This window comes from Kiloniella laminariae DSM 19542, from assembly GCF_000374005.1.
In the GTDB taxonomy this organism is placed as follows: domain Bacteria; phylum Pseudomonadota; class Alphaproteobacteria; order Kiloniellales; family Kiloniellaceae; genus Kiloniella; species Kiloniella laminariae.
On record NZ_KB893136.1, the window covers coordinates 48,580 to 64,659 of the forward strand.

Below are 16,080 nucleotides of genomic sequence, written 5' to 3' on the forward strand. Positions count from 1 at the left end.
TCTACGCATCCGGGCGAATAATATCAGTGCCGCCCATATAGGGTTTCAACACTTCTGGAACAATGATAGAGCCATCTTCCTGCTGATAGTTTTCCATCACCGCAATCAGGCAACGCCCGACCGCAACACCGGACCCATTAAGAGTATGGACAAACTCCGGCTTTTTTCCTTCGGCAGGACGGAACCGGCCATTCATGCGGCGCGCCTGGAAATCTCCACAGGTTGAACAGCTTGAAATCTCGCGATAGGCATCCTGCCCCGGCAACCAGACTTCAATGTCATAGGTTTTGCGGGCCCCGAACCCCATATCGCCGGTACAAAGAGTAACAACACGGTAATGCAGGCCGAGTTTGTCCAGAACATCTTCTGCACAACCAACCATACGTTCGAGTTCGGCATCCGATTTTTCAGGATGGACAATCGAGACCATCTCGACCTTGTCAAACTGATGCTGTCGCAACATGCCACGGGTATCACGACCAGCTGATCCGGCTTCAGAACGGAAACAGGGTGTCAAAGCCGTCATACGTTTGGGCAGATCATTTTCATTCAGGATATCCCCGGCAACCGTATTGGTCAGTGGCACTTCTGCTGTCGGGATCAACCAGAAGCCATCTTCGGTCCGGAAAGAATCCTCAGCAAACTTGGGCAACTGGCCTGTACCGTACATCACATGATCACGCACCAGAACCGGCGGAATCACTTCAGTATAGCCATGCTCGTCCACATGCAGATCCAGCATGAACTGTGACAGGGCACGGTAAAGCCGCGCCACACTGCCGCGCAGCAGAACAAAGCGTGCCCCAGACAGTTTGGCCGCCGTTTCGAAATCCATCTGCTCCAGCTGCTCACCCAGCTCGAAATGCTGTTTTGCAGCAAAGGAAAGCGAAGGTTTTTCCCCACCGAGGCGAACCAGAACATTGTCTGCTTCATCCTGACCAACAGGAACGTCATCTTTCGGACGGTTTGGAATACTGGCAAGGATCTCTTGAATCTGCACAGCCAGAACATTATCCGCTGCTTCGCGTTCAGCCATCCCCGTTTTGATGGTCGCGACTTCGGCCATCAGCTCATCTGCTGCTTCTCCATTGCGCTTGGCCACACCAATCAGTTTGGAAGCCTCGTTACGCCGGGCCTGCAGGTCCTGCAACTCTGACTGGACCGCCCTGTGCTGTTTGTCCAGCTCCAGAATTTTGGCAGAAATCGGCTCCAGGTTTCGGCGTTTCAGCCCTTCATCCAGGAGGTCTGGCGTATCACGGATCCATTTTAGATCATACATAGGTATCTCTGTCCTTATATCAGTAGAGACATATCATAGAGACAAAGTTCGGCTCACGTTTGCTATAGTCTACATCTTGTCAACAAAATGCAGATAGGGAAATTGCACTATTCGTCGGCCTGATCACCAGACTCAGCATTTTCCGCTTCGCTACGCTTACGTTCGACCATCTTTGCCATAAGGATTGAAATTTCATAAAGCAACACAATCGGGATCGCCAAAGCCAACTGGCTCAGGGGATCTGGCGGAGTGAAGATTGCCGCAACAATAAAGACGCCAACGATGGCATATTTACGTTTTTCCGCCATACCCTTGGCTGATGCCAGACCGACACGGGCCAGCAAGGTCATCAACACGGGCAGCTGGAAACAGATGCCAAAGGCAAAAATCAGTTTCATCATCAGCGAGAAGTATTCATTGACCTTGGCTTCCAGCTCAATCGCAATGGAGCTTTCTGTTCCCTGAACCTGAAAACCAAGGAAAAACTGGGCTGCCATTGGAAAGATAACAAAGTAGACCAGCGCTCCGCCGATAAAAAACAGGATCGGCGATGCAATCAGGAAGGGTGCGAAAGCAGATTTTTCGTTATTATACAGACCGGGCGCAACAAACAGCCAGATCTGGGTTAGAAAAATCGGACAGCTGATAAAAGCACCAAAGAAAAAAGCCACTTTGACATAGGTGAAAAACACCTCGGTCAAATCCGTAAAGATCAGCCGTTGCTGTCGCTCGCTGACTGCATTTTCCCGCATGACATCCGCAAGGGGTGCCGCCAGATATTCAAAAAGCTGTTCTGCAAACGCAAAACAGATCAGGAAGGCAACCAGAAGCGTCACGACACTCCAGAGCATGCGTTTTCTCAGCTCGATCAGATGTTCGAGCAAGGGCATCTTTTGTTCTTCGGAGGTATTGGCCACGATGTCTAACTGCTTTTATGTTCTGCGGCTTCTTTGGCAGGGGCAACCGTTTCCACCGCGGGTGGGGTTACCTCAATGCTGCTTTCGGAAGCAGAAGCTTTGGTTTCCGATTTTGAGCTGTCGGATTGGGGAAAAACCTTGGATGCAGCCTGTCCCGGAGTAATTGGACCGGGAGTAATTGGACCGGGAGTAATCGGCTCGGGCGTGATCTGTTTTTCAGCAGCACCAGTCTCATCCCTGTCAAGTTGATCTGCCGCATCCTTGACCTCGCGCTGTACCTTCGACAATGACTGGTTGGGATCAATAACGTCCTCAACAGTTTTACGAATAGAAGCGCTATTTGCCCCTTCCAGTGCCTTGCGGGCGTCCTGCAGGTCAGCTTCACGAATGACATCGTCGACGCCGGATTGAAATTCCCGCGCCAGTCCTTTGGCTTTCTTCACCCACTTCGAAACTGTGCGCAGGGTTTCAGGCAGCTCTTTGGGGCCCATGATAAGCAGGGCCAGAACTGCGATAATCATCATCTCCGACCAACCGATGTCGAACATTGGCTACAGCTCCCTGGAACAAAACCCGATCTGTACAAAATCCCTCAACGGGAATTCGAAAAGATCAGACCTTGTCTTTCTCTTCGGAAATGGTCTTTTTTTCTTCTGCTGCTGCATCTGCTGACGGGTCGGATTTTTCGTCCTTCAGGCCTTTTTTGAAAGCCTTGATGCCAGAACCCGCATCGCCCATGAGCTTGCTGAGCTTGCCGCCACCACCAAAGAGAACCAACACTACTACCAAAACAATCAGCCAATGCCAGATGCTGAACGTACCCATTACTCAAGCTCCTTGGAGACAATTTACCCTTAATCTGCTAGGGACTATGGCAAAAACCTACCCCTCTAGCAACGATTCATGCAACAGACGGCGCTGTGAAGGGTAACCGGAGATTCAATTCTCTGGATGAGTCGCCGGAAAAACGAATGTAAAACGTCGATCCAGGTCGAGAATAATCTTTTTCCCGGCTTCCGCCGAGAAGTGGTTACCCATCCTGGCTTTTATCAGAAGATCATGTTTACTGCCGTTAGAAACCCGAAAATCAACCAGACTGGTCCTCCCCAGCATCCGGGTACGAAGAACCTCTGCCTCAACACCAGTCCCGTTGATTTTTTCCCCGAGAACAACGGCCTCAGGCCTGACCAGAACGTTGACAGCAGCTCCGTCGATCAAATCAGGTACGGCAAAACGCCCAAAAGGTGTTTCGACACTCCCCTGGTCACAAGTCGAGGCGAACTCGTTCACATCGCCAAAAAAATGAGCGACAAACGAATCTACCGGACTGGCGTAAAGTTCAAAGGGAGGACCAGCCTGAACAATCCTGCCATCACGCATAATCGCAATCCGATCCGCCATGAACATGGCTTCTTCGGGATCGTGCGTCACCATCAGCGTCGCAGCACCGTTCTCTTTTAAAACCCGAACGGTTTCCTCACGGATCTGATTGCGCAACCGCACATCAAGACCTGAAAAAGGCTCATCCAGCAAAACCACCCGAGGGCGCGGAGCAATCGCCCGGGCAAGGGCGACACGTTGCTGTTGACCACCTGAAAGTGTGTGGGGGTAGGCATCGAGATAATCTGCCATCCCTACCTGATCAAGGGTTTCGAGAACCCGGGTCCGGCGTTCGGCGCGCCCCAGATGCTTCAGGCCGAAAGCCACATTTTTTCCAACACTCAGATGGGGAAACAATGCATAGTCCTGAAAGACGAGACCAACACTGCGTTCTTCAGGTGGCAGGTCCACCTTTCCATCAGACACAATTTTCCCGGCCATGGACACCCGGCCGCTTTGTAGCATCTCCAGCCCTGCGGCAATACGCAACGCCGTTGTCTTGCCACAGCCGGACGGCCCCAGCAGACAGACGAACTCTCCAGCCTCAATAGAGAGACTGACATCATTCACTGCCGCCAGATTGCCAAAATTATGGCTTACATTTTCCAAACTGAGTGCTGACATCAACCAACCCGGTTCCTAGACCTTGAGTAAACATGCTGCAAAGTACGCAGAACTGCAGTTAAAAATCAATATCATCTGGCCAAGGAAAACCAGATAGTCCCTGATACACAACGTCACAGGCCAGGGAAGCATGTGGCAATAAGCTCTGATCCGCTCCCGCAACCTTCAAATCTGGCCAAAAACCCTGATTGCCCCTCATACAGTCGAGCAACTGCTCAAACCGGAAGCCCTTGCTGCTCCTCGTCTTCTCCCTCTGCCAGATCCTCGCCAAAATCTGACCGGAGCAACTCAGTCTCCCGACCATCTCCGGAAACTTCTGACGCAAGATCAATTCCTTCCCGGGAAAGACTCAGAAGATCACCATGATCCCCAAGAGCCGTGATTGCAGGACGGCGGTCGAGCAATCCGGCAGCCTTCAGCTCGTCAAGTCCGGGCAAATGATCAAGACTTTCAAGGCCGAAATGATCAAGAAAAGATTCACTTGTTGCCCAGGTTACCGGCCGACCGGGCGTCCGTCGGCGGCCTTTGGGGCGAACCCAGCCGATCTCCAGCAGGGTATCAAGCGTCCCTTTGGAAAGCGCAACGCCCCTTATTTCCTCAACCTCGGCCCGGGTTACAGGCTGGTGATAAGCAATGATCGACAGGGTTTCAATTGCGGCCCGGGTCAGACGCTTGACGTTACTCTGTTCAACCCGAAGCAGAGGCGCCATATCCGGCGCGGTCCGGAAAGCCCACTTTTCTTCAACCCGGATCAGATTCACTCCTCTATTTTGATAGAGCTCCCGGAGTTCTTCGAGCAGAAACGGCAGGTCACAATCCACGGGGAAATGCCGGGTCAGGTCCTTGATCGCCATCGGTTCTGTTGCCGCAAACAAAACAGCTTCCAGCAAACGGAGAAAATCATATCTGGTTTCAAGTGCCATCGGTCCCCTACCCTTTACTTATTCCACCTGGTCCTCGACCATCCAGTTCTGATTCCTTCAATTCCCGGTACATAAGCCCGGGCCAAAACTTATCTCTTAGTAATCTATAGGCTATTAATCATTGGAAAAGTGCCCTTTACCATCCCTGATAAATATCGGGGAAAAAGCACTCTCCTGCTGCAGCTCAATTTTTCCCTCCCGGCACATCTCCAGGCTTGCGGCAAAGATAGAGGCAACAGCTGATCGGCCAATAATTCCACGTTCCAACCGAGCTGGTAGAAAGCGGCTCAACTTCTGCCAGTCCGGGAGCGTTCCAAGCAAAGCCGAGAGACGTTTTATGGCCTCTTCAACCGAGTGCAGTTCCATATGCTCGATCAGCAGACTGGAGGGTTCTGCTTTTGCGCGGTTATTGGCATAGGCTTTCAGAATGTCGAACAGCGAGACTTCATAATCCGTGCGCTCGACAATACCGCTTTCTTCGGGACTGCCCCGGGCAAAAAAATCAACACCCAGCTGAGGACGTGCCATCAACCTTTTCCCGGCATCCTGCATGGCCTGTAATCTCTGCAGCTGAAACTTCAGCGCCGCGGCCAGTTCTGCACCGGAAGGCTCTTCACCACTTTGCGGTTCAGGTAAAAGCAGCCTGGATTTCAAATAGGCCAGCCAAGCCGCCATCACCAGATAATCCGCCGCCAGTTCGAGACGCAATTCATGTGCCTGCTGGATAAAAGAAATATACTGGTTGGCCAGGGCAAGAATGGATATCTGGGTCAGATCAACTTTCTGATCCCGGGCCAACTGCAACAATATATCAATCGGCCCTTCAAAACCCTCAAGATCAAGAATAAGCGGATGCAACGCCGACAGCGCTCCATTTTTATCCTCAGGAGTGTCTTCTTCAAAGAGCGATGTATCTGTCACAGAATTCCATCGTTGTTATATAAGGTTAAGGTTCGCTATAGCCTCGAAAAATGGCAACATTCCCTGCATAACCGTTCTGATGATATAGCCTATAACATTCAGGTCCATGCCAAGTTCCCGCCCGACAAAAGGCAGCGCAAAAATCAGGACCAGCAGGATCAACATACCAAAACGTTCGGTCTGGGAAAACTTGATTGCAAGCGGCGTCGGCAAAAGCCCGGTCAGAACCCGCCCGCCATCAAGTGGCAATATCGGCAACATATTAAAGGCTGCCAGCATCAGATTGATCAGAATGGCATTCTTGAAGTTCTCAAACACCCACACTGTCGCGATATCCGGCACGATGCCGATGACAGCAATTCCGATTGCCGCAACAAAGGCAATCAGGAGGTTACTGACAGGTCCAGCCAGGGCAACGAAGATCATGTCTCTTTTGGGGTTACCCAACCGGCCAAAGCGAACCGGAACCGGTTTTGCCCAGCCAAGAATAAAGGGGGAACCGGAAAAAATTAGCACTACAGGTAAAAGGATCGTGCCAAAAGGATCAATGTGTTTAAGCGGATTAAGCGTCACACGCCCCAACTGGTATGCAGTATCGTCCCCCAATTTTCTGGCGGCGATGGCATGTGCTGCCTCGTGGAGCGTCACGGCCAGCAAAACGGGCAAAGCCCAGACCGATAATCCATGGAGGAATTCACCGACATCCATCATAAATAAAAATCCTGATTAATCGTTAGGGAAGCAGATCATGACCAGTAAGGAGATAGAAGCTCGTCCAGTTCCTGCGAAGCAAGTCGAATATCATATGGGGTATTTTTGCGACGTTTCCACACCTGATCCAATCTGGATCGTTTTTTGCTGTCGATCCCCTCAAGCCCCAAAGCCACGCCAGACATCTCATCCTGATCGCCATTACAGTGCAGGACAATGTCACATCCGGCAGCAAGACAGGAACGTGCCTTTTCGTCGTAACTGCCCTGCATTGCCTTCATCGACAGATCGTCAGAAAGCAAAATCCCCTCAAAACCGATCTCTTTCCGAATAATCTCGCCGATAATTTTTGGCGAAACGGTTGCAATATGATCCGGGTCGATATCTTCATAAATGACATGGGCTGTCATGCCCCAGGGCGCATCTTTCATCAACCTGAAGGCTTCAAAATCACTGCTGGCGAGTTCACTTCTCGGTGTCTTGACTCGTGGCAGTTCCTTGTGACTGTCAACCAGTGCTCTTCCGTGACCGGGAAGATGTTTGATCACAGGCATAATACCGCTGTCCAGAAAACCCTCGCTCACAGAACGCGCAAGGGTCGCTACCTGCTCCGGAGTTGCTCCATAGGAGCGATCACCCACCACTTCATGGGCTCCCGGGATGGTCAGATCCAGAACCGGAGCACAGTCAACGGTAAAACCAAGCTGGGTAAGTTCACTGGAAATCAGACAGGCATTCAGATAAGCCGCGCGTTGACCTTTTTCCGGATCATCCTGATAGAGCTGCCCAAACACAGCAGCGGCTGGCGTCTTGCGCCAGTGCGGCGGACGCAATCGGGCAACCCTCCCGCCTTCCTGGTCAACCAGTACAGGCAGATCATCCCGACCACTGAGCGTTTTCATCTCGTCGATGAGAATACGGATCTGTTCCGGGGTGTCACAGTTGCGGCCAAAAAGAACAAAACCGTAAGGATTTACCTCGGAAAAGAAATCTTTTTCCCAAGCCGTCAGACTTTGTCCTGCACAGCCAAAGATTACCGAACTTTGTTCCACAGCAACACCCCCACCCTATGGTCTTACTTGACCTTCTTTACCAGACAATCCCGTTTGGCAGCCTTGAGCTTGTCACAAAAATCGCTGGCCGCCTGCTTGTCGGGGAAAGGCCCGGTCTGCAGGCGATAACGCACACCCACGCCGGAAATATCGGCCTTTTCGACAATGGCTTGCTTATCCCCCAGAAGATCAGACAGCTTGCGCTGGATGTTTTTCCATTCCGTCATTGCATCCGCTTCGGTCTTGAGCGAGGCAAGCTGGAGAACATAATCCCCCGTGGTGGCGCTTTGAACAGATTTTTCCGGGGCAGCCGATTCAGTAACGGGCTGGCTTGCTTCTGGCACGGGTGGTGGTGTCAAAACGGATTCAACTTCCTTTGTTCCCTCGACCACAGGTGGCGGTGCCAAAGCCACAGGCGCTTCTTCCACAGATGTTTCCGGAGGCAGTGCAACAGGATTTTCCGGTATTTCTGCAACAGCTGTTACCTCTCCCCCAGATACGGGAGCCGTTTCGGCTTCAACCGGAACATCGGGAACAACAGGCGGCATGGGAACTTCAGGAGGCGGTAATAGCTTTTCTACCTGTCCGGAATTTACCTCAGCATCCTCTTCGTTCAGAACCAGCTTGTCCTGATGAGGTACCGCCATCCCGCCGGGTTCTTCCGGCTTGGTTTTTTCAGGAGTGGTTTCAGCTTCAATCAGCGGGATCGTATTGGGAACTGTTTGGTCAGGCCCGTTGCTGTCCCCAAGAATGAAAAAGATCCCACCACCTATAAGCGAGACAACAATCAGTCCCAGCCCAACAGGTATCAGCTTCCGAAACAGACCCTCGCCCGGATCGGAATCAACATCATCTTCCCAATACTCATCATCGGGAAAGCTGTCCGTCTCAAAAGACCGCCCACTATCGTTGCGATCGGTCGTCGCCCGCAGGCTTTCTTTTTCACGAATTTTTTCAAACTCGCGAAGGCCGTCATTGGTTCCTCTGGGCGAGTTACCGGAATCATTAAAAGACATCAGCGCATTTCCTCAACAGGTTCAATGCCAAATACATCAAGTCCCGATGCAATCACCAGAGCCGTCGCCTTAACCAGAGCCATTCTGGCCTCAGTCAAAGCAGGATTATCAACCAGGATAAACCGCAAGCTTGCATCATCTTTACCTTTGGTCCAGAGGCCGTGCAGTTCTCCGGCCAACTCATAAAGATAAAAGGCGATGCGGTGAGGCTCATGAGCTTCACCCGCGCTCTCAAGCAGACGCGGCCATTCACATAACTTGCGAACCAGCGCCAGTTCGCCTTCACTGTTCAGCAAGGAGCAATCAAGTTCGGCCAGTGTTTCTTGCGTCAGGTCCAGTGCCGGGATTTCCAACTTCGCGTTCTTTAACACAGAACAGGCCCGCGCATGTGCGTACTGGACATAGAACACAGGGTTGTCACGGCTCTGCTCCAGCACCTTAACCAGGTCGAAATCAAGAGAGGCATCATTTTTGCGGGTCAGCATGATAAAGCGGACAACATCTTTACCAACTTCGTCAATTACATCCCGCAGGGTCACAAAATTTCCCGAACGCTTGGACATCCGGACCATTTCGCCATCCCGCAACAGATTGACCAGCTGACAGACTTTGACATCAAGAGACCCCTGCCCTTCGGTCAAAGCTGTGACCGCCGCCTGCATCCGCTTGATATAGCCGCCATGATCCGCGCCCCAGACGTTGATCATGGTTTTGAACCCGCGGCGATATTTATCAAGATGATATGCCATGTCCCCTGCAAAATAGGTCCAGCTGCCATCCGATTTCTGGATCGGACGATCGACATCGTCGCCAAAGTCGGTTGAACGGAACAGCGTCTGGGGACGAGGCTCCCAATCATCTGGCGTTTTGCCTTTTGGTGGCTCCAGAACACCCGTATAGACCAGATTGTGTTCCTTCAGGAATTTGGCAACTTCCTCAACGCCTCCGGCCTCGACCAGTTCCCGCTCGGAAGAATAGAGATCCATCACAACACCCAGCGCGGCCAGGTCCGTCTTGATCAGATCGATCAACTGGGCAATGGCAAACTTTCTGACTTCCGGCAACCAGGCACTCTCTTCCTTGCCCAGCCACTTGTCTCCGTCACGGGCAACCAGTGCCTTGCCAACATCAATCAGATATTCTCCCGGATAAAATCCAGCCGGGATTTCTCCAATATCCTCACCAAGTGCCTCGCGGTATCTGAGATAGGCAGATCCAGCCAGAACATTAACCTGATTACCGGCATCATTGATGTAATATTCCCGGCAGACATCATAGCCAACTTTGGCCAGCAAGGATGCCAGGGCATCACCAACAATAGCGCCACGGGCATGCCCGACAGTCAGAGGACCTGTCGGATTTGCCGAGACATACTCAACATTGACCCGTTCTCCCTGCCCCATATCAGAGTTACCATAGGCAAGCCCCGCTTTGAGGATGGTGCCAATCTGCTCCAGCCAGAGTTTTTCCTCCAGACGCAGGTTGATAAAGCCGGGTCCCGCAATATCGACAGAATTTACAACATCAAGACGCTCCAGACGTGCAGCCAGAAGAGCGGCAAGGTCCCGAGGTTTCATCGCAGCAGGTTTGGCCAAAACCATCGCAGCATTGGTCGAGATATCTCCATGAGAAGAATCTCGTGGCGGCTCGGCAGAAACCCGGGAAAAGTCCAGGCCAGCAGGAATTTCACCGGAAACAGCCATCTCTTCAAGCTGCGCTACAATTTTATTTCTCAGGTCTTTGAAAACGTTCATTTTATCTCAAAATCCAGATTAAAAATCTGTCTGTGTTGTTCAAAAGCATAGCGGTCAGTCATACCAGCGATGTAATCCGCGATCAAACGTGCGCTGCGTTTTGTCAATTTCGTTCCAGCTTCCAGACGCCAATAGTCAGGAAGCCCCTCTGGGTGCTCTGAATAATGTGAAAAGAGGTTTCTCACAACCTGCTTTACACGTTCGCGCATCTCTTTGACTTTTTCATGGCGGTACATACGCCCGAATAAAAAAATCCTTAGCTCTTTTTCAGCAAGTTTGAACTGATCGGAAAAAGCCACCAGGGCCTGGGGCTGAGCCCGGACTTCGGCAGCAGATTGTGGTCTTGCCTGCTTCAATCGTTGCCTGGTTTCCGCCAGCACATCACTGATCATATGATCAACAAGACGCCTGACCGCTTCATGAACCAGACTTTCCTGCCCCACATTCGGATAACGCTGTTCAACTTCGCGAAAGATATTACCAACAACCGGTAAATCCAACAAATCTCCAACCTTAAAGAGACCAGCCCTGATCCCGTCATCAATATCGTGATTGTTATAGGCGATATCATCCGAGATTGCGGCGATCTGTGCTTCCAGCCCGGCAAAGGATGCCAATTCCAGATCAACTGCGTTTTTACAATACTTTCGCATGCTTTCCGGAACAACTGGCTCTTTACTCAAAGGCCCTGCTACAGGACCGTTGTGTTTGGCAATTCCTTCCAGACTTTCCCAGGAAAGGTTCAGACCATTAAAGTCTGCATAGCGCCGCTCCAGCTGTGTGACCACCCGGAAAGTTTGTTCGTTGTGATCAAAACCGTCGAAAGGCAGCATCATCTCATGCAGGGCATCTTCGCCAGCATGTCCGAAAGGCGTGTGACCCAGATCATGTGCCAAAGCTATCGTCTCGGCCAAATCTTCGTTTACCCCAAGCGTTCTGCTCAGGCTCCGGGCGATCTGTGCCACCTCAAGGGAATGGGTCAGACGGGTTCTGAAGTGATCACCTTCATGATAGACAAAAACCTGGGTTTTGTATTGAAGTCGTCGAAAAGCCACCGAATGAATAATGCGATCCCGGTCTCTTTGAAATGCCGTACGGTTTTTGCTCTCCGGCTCCTTGAGAAGACGGCCTCTTGAGTTTTCCGGAAAGGAGGCATAAGGCCTGATCGAATCGCTGTTTTGCATCGGCAAAGACTAGCGGTCTGCGTAACTTAGTCAAAGGGATTTCTATCTGAAACATACCCTGAAGTTCTCCTGTTGGAGGCCTCCTTGCCACGGGCTTTCGTCAAGACTTCACTCTCAAGGATTGACAGTCCCTGAAAGCGGCTTACATAAGTACAGATAATACCCGAGTTTTGTCAGGGGTCTCTGGTCGGATTTAACCATCTGTGAATAACGGTTTTCATGATCAGTCTGCACGATTAAGATAGACCCCAGATTAACAGCGCCTCATAGGTCGATGGAGCAAGTATGAGTACAGAAGAACAATCTCCCTTTATCTCTCTCTCATCCAGTGCCGCCAAACGTGTCGCCTGGCTGGCAGAGCAGGAAGGCAATCCGGGACTGATGCTGCGCATTACCGTCTCGGGTGGTGGGTGCTCGGGTTTCCAGTACGGCTTCTCTTTTGACAGCACAGTCAATGACGACGATCTGACCTTCGCAACCGACGGCACCTCCGCCGTTATTGACCAGATGTCCCTCGACCTGCTCAATGGCTCAGAAATCGATTTTGTCGAGGATCTGATGGGTTCCTCTTTTAGGATTACCAACCCCAATGCCACAGCATCCTGTGGTTGCGGCACATCCTTCGCCATCTGATAGAAAAACGTCCTGTAAGTTCAACACCAGCCCCGACTGCGGAGTTTCTGAGCCCCATGATCAAGATCGCAACCTGGAATGTAAACTCCATCAACAAGCGCCTGCCGAACGTACTTGAATGGATCCGGGAAGCATCACCTCATGTCCTGTTGCTGCAGGAACTCAAAACCGTCGCAGAAAAATTTCCCTATCTTGAGTTTGAAGAACTTGGGTACCACGTCGAGGTTGTCGGCCAAAAAAGTTACAATGGTGTTGCCCTGATCTCCAAAGCCCCCATAACCGATGTACTTCGCGAATTGCCCGGGGATAGTGAGGATGATCATGCCCGTTATGTCGAGGGAACCACCTTTGGCTTGCGCGTTGCCTCGATTTACCTGCCCAACGGCAACAACAATTACAACAAGACAGACTCGGTTAAATTCCCCTACAAACTCAAATGGATGGAGCGCCTCAACGCGCATGCGGCGGCATTACTTAAAACAGAACAACCGACTGTTCTCGCCGGGGACTTCAACCTGATCCCGACCGATGACGATGTGTTTGATCCTCGCCGTTTTGATGGCAGCGCCCATACACATGCGGCTTCACGCAATCGGTACCGGGCGCTTGAACATCTTGGATACAACGAAGCCTGGCGCAGCCTGAACAATGAAGCCCATGTTTACAGTTACTGGGACTATCAGAAAGAAGCTTACCAGCATAATAACGGCATCCGTATTGATCTGATGATGCTCTCCCCCCAGGCTGCTGACTTGCTGATGGCTTCAGCAATTGACAAAGCCCCCCGGGGGAAAGAGTCTCCCTCGGATCATACACCGGTTTATTGCGAGTTCGACATTCCTCAAAAAGCTGCAGCGTGAGATAGGGGATGTTTATCCCGCTTTTTGACAATCTTCCCCGCATACTGATTGAGAAACCCTGGATTAACTGGGCGGGTATCACCCTTTGTGTTCTTGTTTTTGCCCTGGAATTTTTCCTGCCGGAAGAGATCATGAGTCAGATGATCTTTGCCTTGGGCATAATTCCTGATGTTCTTGTGGGCAACGCCGAACGCGCAGATGCCATCAACTGGGTTTCACCCTACCTCAATCTTGTGACCTACAACTTTCTCCATGCCGATTTTATGCACCTAGCCGGAAACATGATTTTCCTTTGGGTCTTCGGAGATAACGTCGAAGACGCCATGGGACATCGAAGGTATTTTCTTTTTCTGGCTGCCTGCGGTGCTGCTGCCGGCCTGGGGCAGGCCATCCTCTCCCCGGGCTCCCAATTGCCAATCATTGGTGCCAGTGGTGCAATTTCGGGTATTCTGGGGGCTTATCTGTTACAATACCCTCGTGCCAAGGTTCTTGTGCCGATCTTTACGATACCCGTATTCGTTCGCGCCTACCTTTTGTTGATCTTCTGGATTGGATTTCAGATTGTGTCTGCCCTGATCGCGGTGGAGAACCATGAAACAGGTGTCGCCTGGTGGGCTCATATTATTGGCTTTTTCAGTGGCATGGCCCTGCTTCCTCTTTTCAGACACAGCAGTTTGCCTCTGCTCAGCCCCGAGGAACTCCCCCGCGGGTTAAGTATAAGAAAAACCGGATACGACCAGAAATAATTCTGTATCTGTGTCATTCGGCATAAGACAAAGATAAGGGATGCAAATTTTATCGCTATTTTGTGAAATAACCATGGACGTATAGCGATGGATTTCCTAATTATCTTACAACAACCATAAATTCATCTACGACGTAACGTTAGGATAAAACCGTGCCAGAGTATCGTTCCAGAACCTCCACACATGGCCGTAACATGGCAGGTGCCCGTGGCCTGTGGCGCGCAACCGGCATGCAGGATGATGATTTTGGCAAGCCGATCATCGCTATTGCCAACTCCTTCACCCAGTTCGTCCCCGGACATGTCCACCTCAAAGATCTGGGTGGACTGGTCGCTGAAGAGATCCAAAAAGCTGGTGGTGTAGCCAAAGAATTCAACACCATTGCAGTTGATGACGGTATTGCCATGGGACATGACGGCATGCTCTATAGCCTGCCGTCGCGTGAAGTGATCGCCGATGCCGTGGAGTACATGTGTAACGCGCACTGCGCTGATGCGGTGGTTTGTATTTCCAACTGTGACAAGATCACCCCCGGTATGTTGATGGCTGCCATGCGCCTGAATATCCCGGCGATCTTTGTCTCAGGCGGACCAATGGAAGCTGGAAAAATTATCCTCAACGACAAGGAGCGCAAGCTCGACCTTGTCGATGCCATGGTTGATGCAGCCGACCCCAATGTCAGTGATGAAGATGTAGCCGCTATCGAACGGTCAGCCTGCCCGACCTGCGGCTCCTGTTCAGGCATGTTCACCGCCAATTCCATGAACTGCCTCAGCGAGGCCATGGGTCTGTCCCTTCCAGGCAATGGCTCTTTGCTCGCAACACACAAGCTGCGTGGCGAGCTTTTCAAAGAAGCTGGCCGACGGATTGTCGACATCACCAAACGTTATTACGAACAAGGCGATGAAAGCGTTCTTCCTCGCGGAATTGCCACCTTCGAGACTTACCAGAATGCCATGGTGCTGGATATTGCCATGGGCGGCTCAACCAATACAATCCTGCACATCCTGGCCATGGCACAGGAAGGCGGTGTCGACTTCAAGATGTCCGATATCGACAACCTGTCCCGCAAGGTTCCCCAGTTGGCAAAGGTTGCTCCATCAACTGCCAAGTACCATATGGAAGACGTCCATCGCGCTGGTGGAATTATGGGCCTTCTCGGTGAACTGGACCGGCTTGGGCTGATCCATCGGGACCGTCCAACCGTTCATGAGAAAACCCTGGGCCAGGCCATCGACAAGTGGGACATCGTCAAGACCAACGACCCAAAAACAAAAACCTTCTATTCTGCTGCTCCCGGCGGCGTCAGAACGACCCAGGCCTTCAGTCAGGACAGATATTATTCCTCGCTTGATGATGACCGCGCCAACGGCTGCATCCGCAGCGGTGAACACGCTTTCAGTCAGGAAGGTGGTCTTGCTGTCCTTTTTGGTAACATTGCTGTTGATGGCTGCGTCGTTAAAACTGCTGGCGTTGATGACTCCATACTCAAATTCAAAGGCACTGTGAAAATCTTTGAATCTCAGGAAGCTGCCGTAGCAGGTGTACTTGGTGGAGAAGTTGTCGAGGGCGATGTCGTGGTCATTCGCTATGAAGGCCCCAAAGGTGGCCCGGGCATGCAAGAGATGCTCTATCCTACCAGCTATCTGAAATCCATGGGGCTTGGCAAGGCCTGTGCTCTCTTGACCGACGGACGTTTCTCCGGGGGCACTTCGGGTCTTTCTATCGGACACGTTTCCCCGGAAGCAGCACAAGGTGGTGCTATTGCCCTGGTCGAGGCTGGCGATGCCATCGAAATCGATATTCCCAACCGGACCATCAATGTTCTGCTCAGCGATGAGGAACTGCAGCGTCGTCGGGATGCCATGAATGCCCGGGGCAAGGCAGCTTGGAAACCAGCTAAAGTCCGCCCCAGAAAAGTCAGTGGAGCCCTCAAGGCCTATGCACACTTTACCACCTCGGCTGATCGGGGTGCATATCGTGACGTGAACCAGCATGACGAAGAATAACCGTCACACTGAATAACGCGAAAACAAAAGGGCCGATGAAATCAATCATCGGCCCTTTTGTTTTGAATTCT

Annotated in this window: 16 protein-coding genes; 4 read left to right on the plus strand and 12 right to left on the minus strand. The window is 51.5% G+C overall.

The features are described 5' to 3' along the window. Position 1 precedes the first annotated feature (1 nt). The 12 genes from serS to B152_RS0107735 all read right to left on the minus strand — a co-directional run bounded on the left by serS (position 2) and on the right by B152_RS0107735 (position 11,761). Entirely contained in the window at positions 2 to 1,279 is a 1,278-nt protein-coding gene (gene serS, locus B152_RS0107680) for a serine--tRNA ligase (protein ID WP_020591823.1), read from the minus strand. Positions 1,280 to 1,386: 107 nt separating this feature from the next. Continuing rightward, positions 1,387 to 2,196, minus strand: coding sequence for a twin-arginine translocase subunit TatC (tatC, locus tag B152_RS0107685; RefSeq protein WP_020591824.1), 810 nt, complete (start codon positions 2,194 to 2,196; stop codon positions 1,387 to 1,389). A gap of 5 nt (positions 2,197 to 2,201) precedes the next feature. Next, positions 2,202 to 2,744 (minus strand): Sec-independent protein translocase protein TatB, encoded by a 543-nt coding sequence (gene tatB, locus B152_RS25195; protein ID WP_020591825.1) that lies wholly within the window; start codon positions 2,742 to 2,744, stop codon positions 2,202 to 2,204. A gap of 64 nt (positions 2,745 to 2,808) precedes the next feature. Continuing rightward, positions 2,809 to 3,021: a twin-arginine translocase TatA/TatE family subunit gene (locus B152_RS0107695; protein ID WP_020591826.1), complete on the minus strand. Its 213-nt coding sequence runs from the start codon at positions 3,019 to 3,021 to the stop codon at positions 2,809 to 2,811. Positions 3,022 to 3,135: 114 nt separating this feature from the next. After that, the gene (locus B152_RS0107700; protein WP_020591827.1) at positions 3,136 to 4,200 is read right to left on the minus strand and encodes an ABC transporter ATP-binding protein; all 1,065 of its coding nucleotides are present in this window, start codon (positions 4,198 to 4,200) and stop codon (positions 3,136 to 3,138) included. A gap of 215 nt (positions 4,201 to 4,415) precedes the next feature. Next, entirely contained in the window at positions 4,416 to 5,123 is a 708-nt protein-coding gene (scpB, locus tag B152_RS0107705) for an SMC-Scp complex subunit ScpB (RefSeq protein ID WP_020591828.1), read from the minus strand. 114 nt (positions 5,124 to 5,237) lie between these two features. After that, on the minus strand, positions 5,238 to 6,044 hold the full coding sequence (locus tag B152_RS0107710) for a segregation and condensation protein A (RefSeq protein ID WP_020591829.1): 807 nt from the start codon (positions 6,042 to 6,044) through the stop codon (positions 5,238 to 5,240). 15 nt (positions 6,045 to 6,059) lie between these two features. Then, entirely contained in the window at positions 6,060 to 6,755 is a 696-nt protein-coding gene (locus B152_RS0107715) for a site-2 protease family protein (RefSeq protein WP_020591830.1), read from the minus strand. Between the two features lie 35 nt (positions 6,756 to 6,790). Next, complete coding sequence (gene nagZ, locus B152_RS0107720; protein WP_020591831.1) at positions 6,791 to 7,807, minus strand: beta-N-acetylhexosaminidase; 1,017 nt, start codon at positions 7,805 to 7,807, stop codon at positions 6,791 to 6,793. A gap of 23 nt (positions 7,808 to 7,830) precedes the next feature. Beyond that, positions 7,831 to 8,823, minus strand: coding sequence for an SPOR domain-containing protein (locus tag B152_RS0107725; protein ID WP_020591832.1), 993 nt, complete (start codon positions 8,821 to 8,823; stop codon positions 7,831 to 7,833). After that, positions 8,823 to 10,577 carry an arginine--tRNA ligase gene (gene argS / locus B152_RS0107730; protein WP_020591833.1) on the minus strand — a complete coding sequence of 585 codons (1,755 nt, stop codon included), beginning with the start codon at positions 10,575 to 10,577 and terminating at the stop codon, positions 8,823 to 8,825. The genes B152_RS0107725 and argS overlap by 1 nt, the downstream gene beginning before the upstream one ends. Continuing rightward, a complete protein-coding gene (locus B152_RS0107735) occupies positions 10,574 to 11,761 on the minus strand; it encodes a deoxyguanosinetriphosphate triphosphohydrolase (protein ID WP_020591834.1) in 1,188 nt (395 codons plus the stop codon). Before B152_RS0107735 ends, argS begins: the two co-directional genes overlap by 4 nt. A 285-nt stretch (positions 11,762 to 12,046) precedes the next feature. Between B152_RS0107735 and erpA the strand changes: the two genes are divergently transcribed. The 4 genes from erpA (at position 12,047) to ilvD (ending at position 16,009) form a co-directional block, all read left to right on the plus strand. Next, positions 12,047 to 12,394, plus strand: coding sequence for an iron-sulfur cluster insertion protein ErpA (erpA, locus tag B152_RS0107740; RefSeq protein ID WP_020591835.1), 348 nt, complete (start codon positions 12,047 to 12,049; stop codon positions 12,392 to 12,394). 56 nt (positions 12,395 to 12,450) lie between these two features. Continuing rightward, positions 12,451 to 13,254 (plus strand): exodeoxyribonuclease III, encoded by an 804-nt coding sequence (gene xth / locus B152_RS0107745; RefSeq protein WP_020591836.1) that lies wholly within the window; start codon positions 12,451 to 12,453, stop codon positions 13,252 to 13,254. A gap of 8 nt (positions 13,255 to 13,262) precedes the next feature. Beyond that, positions 13,263 to 14,000 carry a rhomboid family intramembrane serine protease gene (locus B152_RS22955; protein ID WP_020591837.1) on the plus strand — a complete coding sequence of 246 codons (738 nt, stop codon included), beginning with the start codon at positions 13,263 to 13,265 and terminating at the stop codon, positions 13,998 to 14,000. 152 nt (positions 14,001 to 14,152) lie between these two features. Next, entirely contained in the window at positions 14,153 to 16,009 is a 1,857-nt protein-coding gene (ilvD, locus tag B152_RS0107755) for a dihydroxy-acid dehydratase (protein WP_026261371.1), read from the plus strand. Positions 16,010 to 16,080 lie beyond the last annotated feature (71 nt).